At 62.2% G+C, this 15627-nt stretch carries 12 protein-coding genes; 1 reads left to right on the forward strand and 11 read right to left on the reverse strand.

The annotated features are described in order from the left end of the window. Positions 1 to 185 precede the first annotated feature (185 nt). Positions 186 to 524, forward strand: a complete 339-nt coding sequence (gene smbP / locus GNH96_RS12635; RefSeq protein ID WP_169604005.1) for a small metal-binding protein SmbP — start codon at positions 186 to 188, stop codon at positions 522 to 524. A 57-nt stretch (positions 525 to 581) separates the two neighbouring features. On the opposite strand, the gene thiS is transcribed toward smbP, so the two are convergent. The 11 genes from thiS to rpoC form a co-directional block, all read right to left on the reverse strand. After that, the gene (gene thiS, locus GNH96_RS12640; RefSeq protein WP_169604006.1) at positions 582 to 1562 is read right to left on the reverse strand and encodes a sulfur carrier protein ThiS; all 981 of its coding nucleotides are present in this window, start codon (positions 1560 to 1562) and stop codon (positions 582 to 584) included. A gap of 4 nt (positions 1563 to 1566) precedes the next feature. Continuing rightward, a complete protein-coding gene (aroG, locus tag GNH96_RS12645; RefSeq protein WP_169604007.1) occupies positions 1567 to 2658 on the reverse strand; it encodes a 3-deoxy-7-phosphoheptulonate synthase AroG in 1092 nt (363 codons plus the stop codon). 186 nt (positions 2659 to 2844) lie between these two features. Beyond that, positions 2845 to 3537 (reverse strand): phosphate signaling complex protein PhoU, encoded by a 693-nt coding sequence (phoU, locus tag GNH96_RS12650; protein ID WP_169604008.1) that lies wholly within the window; start codon positions 3535 to 3537, stop codon positions 2845 to 2847. A gap of 18 nt (positions 3538 to 3555) precedes the next feature. Next, positions 3556 to 4392 (reverse strand): phosphate ABC transporter ATP-binding protein PstB, encoded by an 837-nt coding sequence (gene pstB / locus GNH96_RS12655; RefSeq protein WP_169604710.1) that lies wholly within the window; start codon positions 4390 to 4392, stop codon positions 3556 to 3558. A 107-nt stretch (positions 4393 to 4499) separates the two neighbouring features. Then, positions 4500 to 5804: a phosphate ABC transporter permease PstA gene (gene pstA, locus GNH96_RS12660; protein WP_169604009.1), complete on the reverse strand. Its 1305-nt coding sequence runs from the start codon at positions 5802 to 5804 to the stop codon at positions 4500 to 4502. Further along, entirely contained in the window at positions 5797 to 7176 is a 1380-nt protein-coding gene (pstC, locus tag GNH96_RS12665) for a phosphate ABC transporter permease subunit PstC (RefSeq protein ID WP_169604010.1), read from the reverse strand. The genes pstA and pstC overlap by 8 nt, the downstream gene beginning before the upstream one ends. 233 nt (positions 7177 to 7409) lie before the next feature. Continuing rightward, complete coding sequence (locus GNH96_RS12670) at positions 7410 to 8378, reverse strand: alpha-L-glutamate ligase-like protein (RefSeq protein WP_169604011.1); 969 nt, start codon at positions 8376 to 8378, stop codon at positions 7410 to 7412. After that, positions 8375 to 9907 carry an inactive transglutaminase family protein gene (locus tag GNH96_RS12675; protein WP_169604012.1) on the reverse strand — a complete coding sequence of 511 codons (1533 nt, stop codon included), beginning with the start codon at positions 9905 to 9907 and terminating at the stop codon, positions 8375 to 8377. Before GNH96_RS12675 ends, GNH96_RS12670 begins: the two co-directional genes overlap by 4 nt. Before the next feature lie 16 nt (positions 9908 to 9923). Beyond that, the gene (locus GNH96_RS12680) at positions 9924 to 10505 is read right to left on the reverse strand and encodes an ATP-dependent zinc protease family protein (RefSeq protein ID WP_169604013.1); all 582 of its coding nucleotides are present in this window, start codon (positions 10503 to 10505) and stop codon (positions 9924 to 9926) included. Positions 10506 to 10634: 129 nt separating this feature from the next. Then, entirely contained in the window at positions 10635 to 11303 is a 669-nt protein-coding gene (locus GNH96_RS12685; RefSeq protein WP_228719854.1) for a c-type cytochrome, read from the reverse strand. Positions 11304 to 11425: 122 nt separating this feature from the next. Continuing rightward, positions 11426 to 15616 carry a DNA-directed RNA polymerase subunit beta' gene (rpoC, locus tag GNH96_RS12690; RefSeq protein WP_169604712.1) on the reverse strand — a complete coding sequence of 1397 codons (4191 nt, stop codon included), beginning with the start codon at positions 15614 to 15616 and terminating at the stop codon, positions 11426 to 11428. Positions 15617 to 15627: the final 11 nt, after the last annotated feature.

The raw sequence follows: 15627 nt of genomic DNA on the forward strand, positions 1-15627 counted from the left end.
ATGAGTGGGCGATCCTATTGGCTCGAAGTTAAAGGCGGATGACAGGCTGGCTCCGAACGGCAGCCGGAAATTTCCTGTGGACGTCGGAAAGCGACTGTGGTATCCGTGCTCCTGTCGGGCATAAATTGAGTGCAGTGCGTCCGACGACAATAAAGCCTTACCACCCATGAGAGGAGGAAAGCACAATGAGCGTTCTGAACAGAGGCATCATCAAGGGGCTGCTGACCGCGGCATTCGCCACGATATTCAGCCTGAGCGCAGCGCAGGCTGCGGAAGATCACAAGGCCGAGGCGTTGAAGCATGCCGAAGCGGCAGTCGCTGCTGGCAACGCGGCGGGCGTGGCGGAACATGCGGAGGCCGCGAAAACCCATGCCGCCGCCGCAAATGCGGAAAAGAAAAGTCCCCATTACGACGCTGCGATCACGAGCCTGAACAGCGCCATCGAGCACGGGAAAATGGGCCATGCCGATATCGCCAAGAAATCGGCCGAGGAAGCCGTCACCCACCTGAAAGCCGCACCCTGAGACCAGGGTACTGCGCCATCCGTGCGGGCCGGGCGCCATGCCGGCCCGCGCGCCAGCTCAATCGAAGAACAGCCCCGCCCGCGGGGACGAGGCCGAAGCGAACCGGCGCCTCGGCATCCTGCCCGCCAGGAAGGCCTCGCGCCCGGCTTCGATCGCCTTCTTCATCGCCGAGGCCATCAGCACCGGATTTTTCGCCTCGGCAATGGCCGTGTTCATGAGCACGCCATCGCAGCCGAGTTCCATCGCCACCGCGGCGTCGGAGGCCGTACCCACGCCGGCGTCGACCAGCACCGGAACCTTTGCGTTTTCCACGATGGTCAGGATGTTGTAAGGATTGCGTATCCCGAGCCCCGACCCTATTGGGGCGGCCAAAGGCATCACCGCGACGCAGCCGATCTCTTCCAGGCGCTTGGCGATGATCGGATCGTCGTTGGTATACACCATGACATCGAATCCCTCGCGCACCAGGATCTCCGCCGCTTCCAGCGTGGCGGTCACGTCCGGGAACAGGGTCGTCGGGTCGCCCAGCACCTCGAGCTTGACCAGCCGATGCCCGCCGAGCAGCTCGCGCGCCAGCCGGCAGGTACGCACGGCGTCATCGACGGTATAGCAGCCGGCGGTGTTGGGCAGCAGGGTGTAGCGGTCGGGCGGGATCACGTCCAGCAGGTTGGGCTGGCCCGGGTCCTGGCCGATGTTGGTGCGGCGGATCGCCACCGTGACGATCTCCGCGCCGGACATTTCGACCGCGGCCCCCGTCTCCGCCAAGTCCTTGTACTTCCCGGTACCGACCAGCAGGCGCGAAGTGTAAGCCTTCCCGGCGATCACCAGCGGGTCTCCCTCCCCGCCGCCGATAGCGTGGACGATTTCGACCCGGTCTTCCGGCGCCAGAACGCGAGAGCCGTAGCTGCCGTGCGGCACGATTTCGAGGTTCAGTTCGACCGCCACGCGCATCCCGGCGAGGTCCAGCGCCGCGACCAGATCTTCGAGGGTCGCCCCTGCCGGCACCGTGCGTTCTTCCCCGTTGACGAAAATACGCATGCGCTCAGCCTCCCCGGACATTCGGGAACCGGGCCGGATAGCCGCGCCGGGATGCCACCGCGACGGCAAGGCGCTCGAGCACCGCCACGCTGTCGTCCCAGCCGATGCAGGCATCGGTGATGCTGACGCCGTATTCGGGCATCACGCCCTTACGCAGTTTCTGGTTGCCCGGCTTGAGGTGGCTTTCCACCATCAAGCCGATGATGCGCCGGTCGCCGCCGCCGATCTGCTCGGCCACATCCTCGGCGACCCGGATCTGCCTCAGGTAATCCTTCATGCTGTTGGCGTGGCTGCAATCCACCATGATGTTCGGCGGCAGATCGGCGGCTTCCAGCGCCCTGGCCGCCGCCTCGACACTCGCCGCATCGTAATTGGGCTTGGAACCACCACGGAGGATGATGTGACAATCGGTGTTGCCGGTCGTGGAGAAGATCGCCGAATGACCGGCCTTGGTCAGCGACAGGAAATGATGCGGCCGCCGCGCCGCGCCTATGGCGTCGATAGCGACCTTGATCGTGCCGTCGGTGGCGTTCTTGAATCCGACCGGACACGACAGCCCCGAAGCCAGTTCGCGGTGCGACTGGCTCTCCGTAGTGCGGGCGCCGATGGCTCCCCAGCTGATCAGGTCGGAAACGTATTGCGGGGTGATCAGGTCCAGATATTCGGTCGCCGCCGGCACGCCCATCTCGTTCAAGTCGAGCAGCAGCTTGCGCGCGAGGCGCAGCCCCTTGTTGATATTGAAGCTTTCGTCCAGGTCTGGATCGTTGATCAGGCCCTTCCAGCCCACGGTCGTCCGCGGCTTCTCGAAATAGACCCGCATCACGATCTCCAGACTCGCCGCCAGCCTTTGCCGCAGCGGCAACAGACGCTCGCCGTATTCGAGTGCGGCCTCGGGATCGTGTATCGAACAAGGCCCGATCACCACCAGCAGGCGATCATCCTCGTTCGAGAGGATGCCGTGAATTCCGCGCCGGGCGTTCAACGTCGTGAGTGCGGCCCGGTCCGTGATCGGGAACTCCTCGTGAACCTGGACGGGCGGAATGACTTCCTTGATCTCGCAGATGCGAAGATCATCGGTGTTGTACGCACTGGGCATGACCGCAAATCTCTCTGATCGGCAATTCGAAGACCCTGCGGCCGGGCCTCATCGTTGGCACAGACGCCGGGGAAGCCAATTATTCTAACTTGGCGCGCCGTTCGGGGATAGTCGGACCCGCATTGGCGAACGGAGCGGGATAGCCGACTGCTCCGTTCGCCTCGGACGATTGTTGCAGCGAAGCGATCAGATCGCGTGATGCCGGATCACCAGGCCCATCGCCTGGTAGATCACGTACTCGGCCAGGTTTTCCGCGTGGCAGGCGATGCGCTCCAGCGCCTTGAGGACCAACACCAGATTCACCGCGGGATTGGCGCCACCGGCGTCGGAGCCGCCGTTGTCCATCAAACCGCCAAGCGACTGGTGGAACCTGTCGGCGACTTCGCGTTGGCTTGCGATGAACTGCTGTGCCTCCTCGGCTTCCCACGAATCGACGATGCGCAATGCGCCCTCGAAGCGCCGGACCACGATATCCGCAAGCGTAAGGACTTCGTTGCGCGAGACTTCGGAGGGGTATTCGGCCGGCTCGGCAAACAGCCTTTCCACGCACGAGGCGATCTTGACCGCTTCATCGCCGACGCGCTCCAGATCGGTAATGGCTTTCGACAGCGCCATCACCAGACGAAGATCGCTGCCCTTCGGACAGCGGCGGGCGAACAGCGTAACGACATCCGTATCGGCTTCGACTTCGAGATCGTCGACCCGATCGTCCCCTTCGATGACTTTGGCAGCCAGGCTCACGTCGCCCGTTCTCAGGGACCGCACGGCCTCCTTGACCTGCGTCAACACCAGGGTGCCCATTTCCAGCACTTTGTAATGCAATTCCCGTAGCTCGCCGTCGTAACGGCGGATACTGTGACCTTCCGTAACCTGATTCATCGCACGCAATCTCCGCGGTTAGCCGAATCGGCCGGTGATGTAGTCTTCCGTGAGGGGGTGGCGCGGATTGGTGAAGACCTGCGCCGTGTCCCCCACTTCGATCAACCGGCCGAGATGGAAGTAGGCCGTGCGTTGCGAAACGCGGGCCGCCTGTTGCATCGAGTGTGTCACGATGGCGATGGTATAGAGTTCGCGCAACTCATCGATGAGCTGCTCGATCTTGGCCGTGGCGATGGGATCGAGCGCCGAACAGGGTTCATCCATGAGGATCACCTCGGGACTGACCGCGATGGTCCGTGCGATGCACAGGCGCTGCTGTTGTCCGCCCGACAAGCTGGTGCCCGGTTTCGCCAGATCGTCCTTGACCTCGTCCCACAAGCCGGCCCGCCGGAGCGACGACTCCACGATCTCCTCCAGTTCGGCCTTGGTATTCGCCAGACCGTGGATCTTGGGACCGTAGGCGACGTTTTCGTAAATACTTTTGGGAAACGGATTGGGCTTCTGGAACACCATGCCGACCTGTGCCCGCAACGGCACCACATCCAGGCCGCCATCGTAGATGTCCTGGCCGTCGAGACTGATCGATCCGGTGACCCGGCAGCCTACGATGGTGTCGTTCATGCGATTGAGGCAGCGCAGAAACGTCGACTTGCCGCAGCCGGAAGGACCGATCAGAGCAATGACCTCGTTGTGGCCGATATCCAGGCTGACGTTTTGGATCGCATGCTTTTCGCCGTAATAGACGTTGACGTCGCGGCACATGATCCGCGGATTCGGCGAATTGATGTCGCCGATCGTCTTGGTGAACTCCCTCTGATGGGCCGCGATCAAAGCCTCCTTTTCCGGGCTTTTCATTTTCACGCTCTCTCTGCTTTGAACCGTTTGACTCTCTGCGACTGTATTCATGCGCTCCCTCGAGTTTTTCGTAGTGTAACCCGCAAGCCCCGCAGACGAATCAGCCATCACCAACGCCGCTCGAAGCGCCTGCGCAGATAGACCGCCGTGCCGTTCATCAGGATCAGGAATGCGAGCAGGACGAGAATGGCCGCGGACGTGCGCTCGACGAATCCACGTTCCGGGCTGTCAGCCCAGAGATAAATCTGCACGGGAAGAACGGTCGCCGGATCAAAAACACTATGGGGAATGTCGACGATGAAGGCCACCATGCCGATCATCAGCAAGGGCGCACTCTCGCCCAGGGCACGCGACATGCCGATGATGGCGCCGGTCAACATGCCGGGCATGGCCAGGGGCACCACATGGTGGAACACGGTCTGCATCGGCGAGGCGCCCACCCCCATCGCCGCCTCGCGGATCGACGGCGGCACCGCCTTCAGGGCCGAGCGGGCGGCGATGATGATGACAGGCAGCGTCATGAGCGTGAGCACCAGCCCGCCAACCAGCGGCGAGGAACGCGGCACGCCGAAAAAATTGATGAACACGGCCAGGCCGAGCAGACCGAACACGATCGACGGTACTGCCGCGAGATTGTTGATGTTGACTTCGATAAAGTCGACCCAGTGATTGCGCGGGGCGAACTCTTCGAGGTAGATGGCGGCCGCAACGCCGATGGGCAGGGACAGCACCAGGGTCACCAGGACGGTATAGAGCGACCCCATCAACGCGCCCCATATCCCGGCCTGCTCCGGATCGCGCGAATCGCCGGCGGTGAAGAACTTCACGTTGAAGCGCCGTTCCAGGCGCCCTTCCGCCTTCAGCTTGTCGACCCATGCCAGCTCCCGATCCTTCATGCGCCGTTCGGCTTCGGCGGCATCGCGGTCGACATAGCCCTTTTCCAGCATGTCCACATCGGGCCCCGCGGCTACCCAGATGCGCGAGGCGCCACCGACGAGTTCGGGGTGAGCGAGCACTTCGTCGCGAACCGTGTAGGAAGCGCCCGCGCTGACCAGACGGTGGAGGGCGCGCTTGTCCTGGCGCTCGGTGACTTCGGGAAACAGTTCGCCCAGGCTGCGCTTCAGGAGCGCGTCATAATCCGCGGTCGCCAGGGCGTCCTGGGAGCGCCGGCCATCGGGATCGACCACCGCGGGATCGAAGTGGACGTCTAGGCCGACATAAGTCTGGGAAAACGCCCGGTAGCCCTTGCCGAAAATACTGACCAGCAGAATGATCAGCATCAGGATGCCGGCGCCTATGGAAATCAGCCCATAGAGGCGAAAACGCCTTTCGGCAGCATGGCGCCGCCGGAGCGAGGCGCTGACGACGTCCGCAGTGCGCCGTGGAAGGACTTGCGTGGCTTCGTTATTCATATTGTTCCCGATACTTCCGGACGATGTGCATGGCAATGATGTTGAGGGCGAGCGTCGCCAGGAACAGCACCAGGCCGAGGGCGAACGCCGCCAGCGTCTTGGGGCTGTCGAATTCCTGGTCGCCCACCAGCAGAGTGACGATCTGGGTGGTCACCGTGGTCACCGCTTGCAGAGGATTGACGGTCAAATTCGCCGCGAGTCCCGCCGCCATGACGACGATCATGGTCTCGCCGATCGCCCTGGACACTGCGAGGAGGATGCCGCCGACGATGCCGGGCAAAGCCGCCGGGATGACGACGTTGCGGATCGTTTCCGATTGGGTGGCGCCAAGCGCATAAGCGCCGTCGCGGAGCGACTGCGGCACCGCATTGATGAAATCGTCCGAGAGCGAGGATACGAATGGAATGATCATGACCCCCATGACCAGGCCCGCCGCCAGTGCGCTTTCGGAGGAAGCCTGGAGCCCCAGGGCCTGCGCCGCGTCACGCACGAAGGGGGCGACCGTCAAGGCTGCGAAAAAGCCGTAGACCACGGTCGGCACTCCCGCCAGGATTTCGAGCAGCGGCTTGCCGATCGCGCGAACCCGCGGGGTGGCGTATTCCGCCAGGTAAATGGCCGACAGCAAGCCGATGGGCACGGCAACGGCCATGGCAATCGCCGAGATCAGCAAGGTGCCGGTAAATAGCGGCACCGCCCCGAACGCCCCGGAAGAACCGACCTGGTCCGCGCGGATCGCCATCTGCGGACTCCACTCGGTGCCGAACAAAAACTCGGTGATGGGAACCAGCTGGAAAAATCGTATCGACTCGAACAGCACCGAAAACACGATACCGACGGTGGTAAAAATCGCCACCAGGGAACAGGCAATCAGAAAGAGCATCGACGCCCCTTCCACCTTATTGCGCGCCCGGAGCAGCGGCTGGATGCGCCAACCCGCGATGAGACCGCCGATGACAGCGACAGACAACGCCAACGCGGCCAGCAAGGCGTCGCTCAGAGAGCGCAGGCGCAGATACTCCGTGGCGGCTTGCTGGATTGCCGGGCTCGCCGTGGAAGTCTCCCGCCCTCCGACGACGTTCCTGACGTCGTTGATGATGAGCCCCAACTGCTCGGGTGGCTGATTGCGGAGCTCATCCGGCAAGCTCGCGATCACCAGGTGGTTGATGACGGCCCCTTCGAACATCAGCCAGCATAGCAACAGAATCACGGCTGGCACGCCGCACCACAGGGCAACGAAAAATCCGTAGTAACCAGGGAGGGAATGAAGGTTCTTGATCCTGCCGGAGGCAACCTGCATCGAGCGATGGCAGCCGAAGCGGTAAGCAACGAGACACAACAGCACTAGGACAAACAACAGCGTTGATTTGGTCATCGGAAATTTCTGGCCACAAAAATCGGACTGCGGGGCACTTTACGGATGCAACGGCACATCGGACATCATCACGGAGCGGCGTGGGGTATCCAGGCGTGGTTTCTCGAAACCGCGGCCGGAAGCGGGTCCGCCCAGGAAACAGAGCCTGATAAAAAAACCTTTTTTAACCCGATAATATTACAAGGTCATTTCACAACAACCGTCCAAGGCGCAGCCTCCTAAAACTCAAGGCGTTAACAGCAGCGCGCGACAGTTTTGGCCAAAGCCACCCGCTCCGGAACATCCAGCGGAATGTGACGCAGGCCTTCGAGATAGCGTAAGCGCGGCAATAACCCGGTCCGGGTCGCAAGCTGAATACTGAGGCCGGGGCGCGCATTCAGCTCCAGCATCAGCGGCCCGAGGTCGCGGTCCAGCACGATGTCCACGCCGATATACCCCATGCCGACCATGTCGTTGCAGCGGGCGGCCATCGTGAGGATGTCGTCCCAATGGGGAATCCGTATGCCGGCGAGCTCCCCGCCGGTATCGGGATGCTCTTCAACCCTGCACTCGCGCCAGACGCCATGGTAAGTCCGACCCGTGATCATATCGACACCGACCCCCACCGCGCCCTGATGCAGATTGGCCTTGCCGTCGGACAGGCGGGTGGGAGCCCGTATCATCGCCATCACCGGAACGCCGCGGAACACGACGATCCGGATGTCGGGAACACCGAGATAGCTCACTTCTGCAAAGAGCGGATCGAAATTGACCCGGTATTCGACGAGCGCGCAGTCCGGAATCCCTCCCAGGCTGTACATGCCGCTGAGGATATTCGAAATGTGGTGCCCCAGGTCCTCTTCGGTCATGACCAGGCCGCTGGTCCTGCGATAGCGTCCGTCGCTACGCGATTCCACCACCAGAATACCCTCTCCCCCGCTGCCGTGCGCCGGCTTGACGACGAATTCGCCGTGGGGAGCAAGCAATCGGGGAAGATCTTCGATCTGGTGTTCGATTTCCACCACCGCATAAAGGCGGGGCACGGGAATACCATATTCGATCGCGAGCGCCTTGGTCTTGCGCTTGTCATCGACGAGTTGGTACAGCGAGCGGGGATTGTAAGGCAGCACGAAATCGGCGTTCCGCTCGTTCATGCCCAGGATGCCGAGCGTGCGCAGACGCCGCCAGGGAAGGATTCTGTCTTTCCAGCCCCCGGCCCTCATCCCTTGAGCGCTCCGCGGAAACGCCATAATTCCAGCAAACGGTAGCCCGTGTATCGCCCCAGGAGCAGCGTGAAAGCCAAGACCACCAGCAGGAGTTCCGGGAAAACGAAAACCAGATGCCCGAGATAATCGCTGCTCATGCTCAAATACCCCAGCACGGCAACGGCAAGACTGCCGAATCCCTGTTTCAAGGCCTCGGCGGGCCCGAACTCCTCCCAAACCATGGACATGCGTTCGATGGTCATCGCCATGATCACCATCGGGAACAGCGCGACGGAGACCCCCCTGTCCAGGCCGAGCTTGTAAGTCATCACGCTCACGGTCGCCATCAGCAGGATCACGATGATGAGGACCGCCGCAAGCCTCGGAACCAGGAGAAGCTTCAACGACTCCAGATAAAACCGCAACAGCAGCCCCAGGGCAACCAGCAGACAGAACATCACGACGCCCCAGAGCAACTGGGTTTCCCGGAAGGCCAGCGCGATCAGGATCGGCATGAAAGTGCCGAAAGTCTGCAACCCGACGACATTGCGCAGGAATACGATCAGGAACGCCCCGATCGGCACCAGCAGCAGCACGCGATAGACGTTCTGCGTCTTGACCGGCAGGCTGAACAGAGAAAACTCCATGATCCGCGATCCCATCTTGCGCGCGCGCTGCTCGGCGATCAGAGTCATCTCCTGGGAGTGGCGACGCACCGAATATTCGACCCGCCCATTCTTCCCGCCCGTGATCTCGAGCAGCGGCTCGCTGCCCACCGTCCACACGATTGCGTCCCCCGGCAGGCCCGCCTCGCCGGTGGCGGGATTCAGGTCGATCCAGGACTCGCCGTCGAATATCTCGACCCAAGGCGTCAGCGAGCCTCGGCTGGCGTTGTCCTTCAGAGTCGCCAGGTAGAGAGGGCGGGCGGAGACGTCGGCCTCGCGGAGGATGGCCACCACCCTGCGCGCCCATTCGTCCGGCCCGGAAACGTCTTGGCGCAACAGGTTGACGTTACTGTCGGGATCGGCAGCATTGAGACGTTGCAGGAGCGCCTGGGCGAACGTCACGTCATCCGCCGACTTGCTCCGAACCTCGTTGAGGAGGCCGCGCGCGGCAGCCTGCAACGGCTCGGGCAAATTCTGCGTGTCGACGGGTACGTCCACGCCCGTCGGCAGGGGGGCAGCTTCGGCGGTCGGATCCTTGGCAAGGTGGATGCGGTAATACAGGACCTGCCACCCGTGAGTTTCGCGTATGGCCCAGCGCGCTTGCCGGCGTAGCCCATTGTCGTCCGTCGTCAGGCCGTAGTCGCTGGCGACGAAGTTTTCGTCCAGGACGGTGTAACCCCGCGGCGCTCGCGGAATGGCGAATTGCACCTTGACGGCGGTATCGCGCCTGGCTTTGAACTCGATGCGCGCCTCGACCGTCCATACCTCGGCCTGCTCGGTGGGCAACAGCGGCAATCCCAGAATTTCGACCTTGTAATAGCACAACGCCAAGCCTACCGCAGTCAGCAACGCGGCCAGAAGGCGGACGTGAAGCTTGCTCATGCGGGACAGAACTCCGTCATTTGTCCTCGGTGCCCACCGGCTGCGGGCGAGGGGACGGTGTGGCGACCGTCTTATCCCGCTTGTTGCAGGGATCGTCTTCGGCCTTGAAAAGGAACGTCTCGCCGGCATCGACCACGGCGGCGCCGCTCAGAAAACTGCGGCCGAGCAGGAGGGGATAGTTGAAATTGCTCCGATCCACTAGAGTGAATTCGGTCTGATACTCCCGCCCGTTCTTACACACCGTCAAAGTCACCACCTCCCGCTTCGAAGCTCCCTTATGGCGCTCCTTGATGTAAACGGTCCGCTCCAAGGGCCTTTCCACCACGACGGTTTTTTCGTCGTCGTCGTCTCCTTCCAGGGTAAACCTCACCCATTCGCGGCCGTCTCGGTTGAATCGCTGGATATTGTTCGCATGGAGGGCCGAAGTCTTCGCTCCTGTATCCAACTTGGCCGTCAAGCGGAGATTCCAGGGCAGCAGAAAGACCGACTCCAGCCAGCCCATGACGACTTTTTCCTTCGACTTCGGCGCCTCTCCAGCGGAAGAAAGGGCGCTGAATAGCCCTAGCAAGAATGCAAGTGCAATACGATGAAGTTTCATGACGGAACTCGTCCCGCAAGATACGGCGGGGTCAGAGTCTGACGATGCGTCCGGCCTCCCTGGCAATCGACGAAAAACGGCCCACCAGTCTCCCCGGTGAGCCGTCGTCCGAAACCACGGAAAAGCCGGTCAATTGTCCTGAACGACCGACAATCCGCGAGCCTGGCTCGAGTAATAAGCAGCCAGATCGTGCATGTCTTCATTGGAAAGCGCGCCAGCCAAACCGTTCATGATCGCGTTCTTGCGAACGCCGGTTTTGTAGTCTTCGAGCGCCTTCATCAGGTAGTTTTCGTACTGGCCTGCCAGACGGGGATTCGGGCTTTCACCGTTGCCGTCCTCACCGTGGCAACCACCGCAGCCGCTGGTTTCGGCCTTCTTCTTGCCGTTGGCTACGTTGCCGGTTACGGCGTTCTTGACGTTGATCGCACGAAAGCCCGCGACATAAGCGGCGATATCCTGCATATCCTTGTCGGACAGCGAAACCGCGTTGCCTTCCATGCTGCCGTGCCGCCGAGCGCCCGATGCATAGGCCTTGAGCGAGGACACGACATAATCGTCGTGCTGACCCGCCAGTTTGGGCACATGGTAAGTCGGATAGGCGTTGGAATAACCTTCGATGCCATGACAGCCGGCGCAGGTGTAGAACTTCTCCTTTCCGGACATGCGGTCTCCTTCCGCCGATACCGTCCCGCTGCTGACCATTCCGGCCAGTCCGGCAACCGCAACCTTCCAAAGGATATGGTTTTTCATGATGCTGAATACTCCCCAGTGACTAATCGATCCGAACGCCGGGCGCACCCGGGCACGCGACAGACGGCGACGGCCCCGGCAAGTCGGCGTATGGTACCGGTTTCCGGGAATTTCACAACCTGCGGAACCGGGAGGATGCGTCCCCCATCCTCCGGTCCCATCCAGCGCGGTCAGAGACTGAACGCCTGTTTCAAGGCCTCTTCGACCTCCGCCGTATCGATCGTCTGAGCCTCAGGCTCCTCGACCTCGCCGAGTTTCGCCCGCTCCCTGCGCTCCGCGTGGTAAGCCAGACCGGTGCCCGCCGGGATCAGGCGCCCCACGATCACGTTTTCTTTCAGACCCTGCAGGCGGTCGGTGGACCCCCGGATCGCCGCTTCGGTCAGCACGCGCGTGGTTTCCTGGAACGATGCCGCGGAGATGAACGACTCGGTGCTGAGCGAGGCCTTGGTGATGCCCAGCAGCACGGGCTCGTAACACGCGGGCACCTTGCCTTCCTCCTCCAAGCGGTCGTTTTCCTCCAGCAGCCGCGACCGGTCCACCTGTTCGCCGCGCAGGAAGCTGGAATCGCCCGGGTCGGTGATTTCGACCTTGCGCAGCATCTGGCGGATGATCACCTCGATGTGCTTGTCGTTGATCTTCACGCCCTGCAGACGGTAGACGTCCTGGATTTCCTTGACCAGATAGGAAGCCAGCTCCGCGGTACCGCGCAACCGCAGGATGTCATGCGGCGTCAGCTCGCCTTCGGCAATGGTTTCTCCCTGCTCCACGTGTTCACCCTCGAACACCGTGATGTTGCGCCATTTCGGCACCATGACCTCGTGCTGCTCGCCGCTCGCGTCGGTGATGATGAGCCGGCGCTTGCCCTTGGTTTCCTTGCCGAAGGAAACCGTGCCGGTCGCTTCCGCCAGGATGGCGGGATCCTTGGTCTTGCGCGCTTCGAACAGGTCGGCGACACGCGGCAGACCGCCGGTGATGTCGCGGGTCTTGCTGGACTCCTGGGGAATCCTAGCCAGCACGTCGCCCACCTCGACCAGGTCGCCGTCGCGGATGCCGATGATCGCTCCGGCCGGCAGGAAGTACTGTGCAGTGATTTCGGTCGAGGGGATGAAGATGTCGTTGCCGTTCTCATCCACCAGCTTGACCAGCGGCCGCAGCTCCTTGCCCGCGCCGCCGCGCTGCTTGGGATCGATGACCACCATCGAGCTCAGGCCGGTCATTTCGTCGGACTGCTCGCGGACGGTCACGCCCTCGACGAAGTCGATCAGCTTGGCGCGGCCGCGCACTTCGGACACCACCGGGTGGGTATGCGGATCCCAGTTCACCACGATCTGGCCCGCCTTGACCGCACCGCCTTCCCGCACCGACAGCACCGCGCCGTAGGGAATCTTGTAACGCTCCCTCTCGCGACCGTGTTCATCGATCACGCTGATTTCGCCCGAGCGCGACACCGCCACCAGAGCGTTATCGCGGTTGACCACAGTCTTGAGGTTCGTCAGGCGGATCTGCCCGCTGGACTTCACTTCGACGTTGCTGATCGCCGCCGACCGCGATGCCGCACCACCAATGTGGAAGGTGCGCATGGTGAGCTGCGTGCCCGGCTCACCGATCGACTGCGCCGCGATGACGCCGATCGCCTCGCCGATGTTGACCTTGTGGCCCCGGCCGAGATCGCGCCCGTAGCAGGAGGCGCACACGCCGTAACGGGTCTTGCAGGTGATGACGGAACGCACACGGACGTTGTCGACACCGTGCTGCTCGAGCAGCTGCACAGCGTGCTCGTCCAGCATCGAACCGGCTTCGAGCAGCACCTCGCCGTTCGATGGATCGGCCGCATGCTCGGCCAGAACCCGCCCCAGCACCCGCTCCGCCAGCGGCTCGACGACGTCCCCGCCTTCGATCAGGGGAGCCATCTGCAGGCCATCCGTGGTACCGCAATCGTCCTCGGTGATGACGAGGTCCTGCGCGACGTCCACCAGACGGCGCGTCAGGTATCCCGAGTTGGCCGTCTTGAGCGCGGTGTCGGCCAGCCCCTTGCGGGCGCCGTGGGTTGAAATGAAGTATTGCAACACTGTCAGTCCTTCCCGGAAGTTCGCCGTGATCGGCGTCTCGATGATCGAGCCGTCCGGCTTGGCCATCAGGCCGCGCATACCGGCCAGCTGGCGGATCTGCGCCGCCGAACCGCGGGCGCCGGAATCGGCCATCATGAAAATCGAGTTGAACGACTTCTGCTTGATGATCTCGCCGTTTTCGCCGGTGACCTCGTCCACCCCCAGGCCTTCCATCATCACCTTCGCCACCTGGTCGTTGGCATGCGACCAGATATCGACGACCTTGTTGTAACGTTCGCCGTCGGTCACGAGGCCGGACGCGAATTGATTCTGGATTTCCTTCACTTCGCGCTCGGCGGCCTGGATGATCTCGTCCTTGCGGGAGGGGATCTCCATGTCCTCCACGCCGAACGACACGCCGGCCCGGGTCGCATGCGAGAAACCGAGATACATCAACTGGTCGCCGAAAATGACGCTGGCCTTGATGCCCAGAGTTCGGTAGACATGATTGATCAGACGCGAAATGGCCTTTTTGGTCATGTCGACGTTGATCATCTCGAACGGAATGCCGTCCGGCACGATGTTCCAGATCAGCGCGCGGCCCACCGTGGTCTGGACCCGCTTCGTCACCTCGGTACGCTCGCCGTTTTCGCCCAGAACGACCTCGCGTAGCCGGACCGTCACCTTGGCGTGCAAGTCCACCACACCATTGAGAAACGCCTGCTCGGCCTCGTCGATACTGGAGAAGATCATGCCCTCGCCCTTGGCGAAAGTGCGCTCCCGGCTCATGTAGTACAGACCCATGACGACGTCCTGGGTCGGATTGATGATGGGCTCGCCGTTGGCCGGCGACAGAATATTGTTGGTCGCCATCATCAGGGACCGGGCCTCGAGCTGTGCCTCCAGCGACAAAGGCACGTGCACGGCCATCTGGTCGCCGTCGAAGTCGGCGTTGAATGCGGTGCACACCAAGGGATGCAACTGGATCGCCTTGCCTTCGATCAGGATCGGCTCGAATGCCTGGATACCCAGACGGTGCAGGGTCGGTGCACGGTTCAGCATGACCGGGTGTTCGCGGATCACTTCGTCCAGGATATCCCAGACTTCGGGAGCCTCCCGCTCCACCATTTTCTTGGCTGCCTTGATGGTGGTGGCGAGGCCGCGGAACTGCAGCTTGCTGAAGATGAACGGCTTGAACAGCTCCAGCGCCATCTTCTTGGGCAGACCGCACTGATGCAGACGCAGGGTCGGACCCACCACGATCACGGAGCGGCCGGAGTAGTCCACGCGCTTGCCGAGCAGGTTCTGGCGGAACCGGCCCTGCTTGCCCTTGATCATGTCGGCCAGCGACTTGAGCGGGCGCTTGTTCGAACCGGTGATGGCCCGGCCGCGGCGGCCGTTGTCCAGCAGGGCATCGACCGATTCCTGCAGCATGCGCTTCTCGTTTCGCACGATGATGTCGGGCGCATTGAGATCCAGCAACCGCTTGAGACGGTTGTTGCGGTTGATGACGCGGCGGTACAGGTCGTTGAGATCGCTGGTGGCGAAGCGGCCGCCATCCAGCGGCACCAGCGGACGCAGGTCCGGCGGCAGTACCGGCAGCACGGTGAGGATCATCCATTCCGGCCGGTTGTTGGAGGCCAGCATCGATTCGATCGCTTTCAACCGCTTGGTGTACTTCTTGATCTTGGTCTCGGAGTTGGTGCCGTTGATTTCCTCCCGCAACTGCACGACCTCGGCCTGGAGATCCATGGTGCGCAGCAGTTCGCGGATGGCTTCGGCGCCCATCTTGGCGGAAAACTCGTCGTCGTACTGCTCGACCATCTTCTGGTATTCCTCCTCACCGAGGAGCTGCCCGCGGGTGAGCGGCGTCATGCCCGGATCGATCACGACATAGGACTCGAAGTAAAGCACGCGCTCGATTTCGCGCAGCTGCATGTCGAGCAGCAGCGCGATGCGCGAAGGCAGCGACTTGAGGAACCAGATATGGGCGACCGGGCTGGCCAGTTCGATGTGCCCCATCCGCTCGCGCCGCACCTTGGAAAGGGTGACTTCCACGCCGCATTTTTCGCAGATCACGCCGCGGTGCTTCAGGCGCTTGTACTTGCCGCACAGACACTCGTAGTCGCTCACCGGCCCGAAGATCTTGGCGCAGAACAGTCCATCGCGCTCCGGCTTGAAGGTCCGGTAGTTGATGGTCTCGGGCTTCTTCACTTCACCGTAGGACCAGGAACGTATCATGTCGGGCGAAGCCAGGCTGATGCGGATCGCATCGAACTCTTCGCTCTGAGTCTGGCGCTTCAGAAAATTGATCAAATCTTTCA

It is taken from the genome of Methylococcus geothermalis (assembly GCF_012769535.1).
Taxonomy (GTDB): domain Bacteria; phylum Pseudomonadota; class Gammaproteobacteria; order Methylococcales; family Methylococcaceae; genus Methylococcus; species Methylococcus geothermalis.